The following is a 2200-nucleotide window of genomic DNA, read 5'->3' as shown; positions in this document are numbered from 1 at the left end:
CCATTGGCTAAATTCTTTATTTTTATTTATTTCAGCCTTTGTAATCCACCCTTTACTCTCTCTATGAATTGTATCTATATATTCAATACTCTCATCAATATCATCTACTTTTATTAATGCATTCCTCATTATCTCACCCCCTTACTTGTAGATAATATCAATATTATATCATATTTTGTATTTATTTCACTTTATTGAAATAAACAATAAAAAAGAGCATGTACTAATGCTCTCATTGGTTTTCAATATATTAATTATTTTGCTATTTTAGATTTGATTATCTTAATAATATAATCAGTTGAATCAACTTTTAAAATTAATATAATTATACTATATACTATGGCACCCATACTAACAGAAACTATTAATCCTAAAAATTCACTAATTAAGGATACTTTTGCAAAAATTTTCAACACTATAATAGCCATTCCACAGGATGCTAAAAATGTTTTAAGCAGTGTCATTAAAATGCTCATTGCATTAAACCTTCCTATTTTCTTTCTAAGATTAAACAATAAAAAGCATATAGCTATTATTGAAGAAATACTTGAACCTAAAGCAAGTCCTGATACTTTCATTGTTCTTATTAATATTAAGTTAAATATGATATTAGATATAACACATAATATACTATTCTTCATTGGAATTTTCGTGTCTTCTAAAGAGTAAAATACTCTTATAGCTACATCTCTCATTCCTCCTGCAACCATACCTATAGCATAGCAAGACAATACTTGAGCTGTTAAAATAGTTGCATTTTCATCAAATGCACCTCTTTCAAAAAGTAATCTTACTATTGGTTGAGATAATATAAATGCACCAACAGAAATAGGCATAGTAATTAATATTACTGAGTTTATAGATTTACAAAAAGTAATCTTTAATTGTTTTATATTTCTTTTTGAAGCTAATTTAGAAAACACAGGATATATAACTGCTGTTATAGATGCAACGAATAATCCTGTAACAAAAATATTTAATTTATATGCATAATTTAATGCAGATAAAGAACCTGCTGCTAAAAAAGATGATAGATTCTTATCTACTAAACTATTTATTTGATATGCTGATGCTCCTATTAAAATAGGTCCTATACCTAAAGCCATCTTCTTTATATTTTTATCAAACAAATCAATATTTAATTTGTACCTGAATCCCTTTTTACAGCAAAATGGAATTAAAAATATCATTTGAATGAAAAATGCAAATACAGTTCCATATGCTAAAATTTCTACACCAAAAGTTCTGCTAAGCAAAACTGATATTATTATTGATATATTATATGGTAAAGGCATTAAACCTGTAATCAAGAAGTAATCATATATCTCTAAGTATGCTTTTAATATGTATGTTATACATACTAAACCAACTGAAAATAAAATAATTTTTGTTAATTGTATAGTAAGCTGAAGTCTTTCTCCTTCAAATCCTGTTGCAAATAATTTAACTAATGGTTCTGTGAAAATCCATCCTAAAATTGATACAAGTAATGATATAATAAATATAATATTTATTACATTGCTTGTGAATTTTAAAGCTTTTACTTTTCCACTCTTTTCTTTTATTGATGTATATATAGGCATATATGTACTTTGAATAGCTACACATAATAGTGATATAAATGCTACTGTTATAATATTCAATGCCATTAAATATGAATCCGATATAACCCCCATACCGTACACATATCCAATAACTAAATCTCTTAAAAATCCAACAATTTTTGATATTATTGTTGCGATAAACAATATTGATGCTGATTTTAATATTTTAGACATCTGAACCCCTCTTTTCATATGAAGTTATTTAAATATAATAAATTTTCTATGATTATACAAGAATGATATGAGTTGAAAATATATTAGAATACTTTATTTATTATATATATTTTTTGTTATTTTTTTAATAACTTTTTATTTTGTCAAATTGTAAGTACAAATACTTATACCTCTACTAAATCTAATAACTAAGAATATATTTTTATGAACACTAAAATGTGCTTTAGTATTGTTTCGTACTTTTTAACAATTGCGACCTTTATTCTAAAATAATATCCTGTAATTAAAAAATACAACAAGTCTCTAAATTTAGGTTTAGGGACTAGTTGAAATAAAAAAGAGTGAACATATTGGAATAACAACATTCCTCTACACTCACTCTTTTTTTATTATTTTGTTATTTATGAAACTTTATTTTTTTA

General features: G+C 24.6%; 1 protein-coding gene. It reads right to left on the bottom strand.

Annotation, left to right across the window (positions count from 1 at the left end; all coding sequences use genetic code 11):
* Positions 1-254 precede the first annotated feature (254 nt).
* Positions 255-1778, bottom strand: coding sequence for a murein biosynthesis integral membrane protein MurJ (gene murJ, locus H8923_RS16890; RefSeq protein ID WP_172976775.1), 1524 nt, complete (start codon positions 1776-1778; stop codon positions 255-257).
* Positions 1779-2200 lie beyond the last annotated feature (422 nt).

The sequence above is a fragment of the Romboutsia faecis genome (assembly GCF_014323405.1).
In the GTDB taxonomy this organism is placed as follows: Bacteria; Bacillota; Clostridia; order Peptostreptococcales; family Peptostreptococcaceae; genus Romboutsia_E; species Romboutsia_E faecis.
Note: the sequence above shows the minus strand (reverse complement) of the source record. Positions and strands in the feature narration are given on the sequence as shown.

Excerpts from the sequence above, each read along its gene's own strand:
- murJ (WP_172976775.1), bottom strand. The coding sequence starts at position 1,778 with ATGTCTAAAATATTAAAATCAGCATCAATATTGTTTATCGCAACAATA.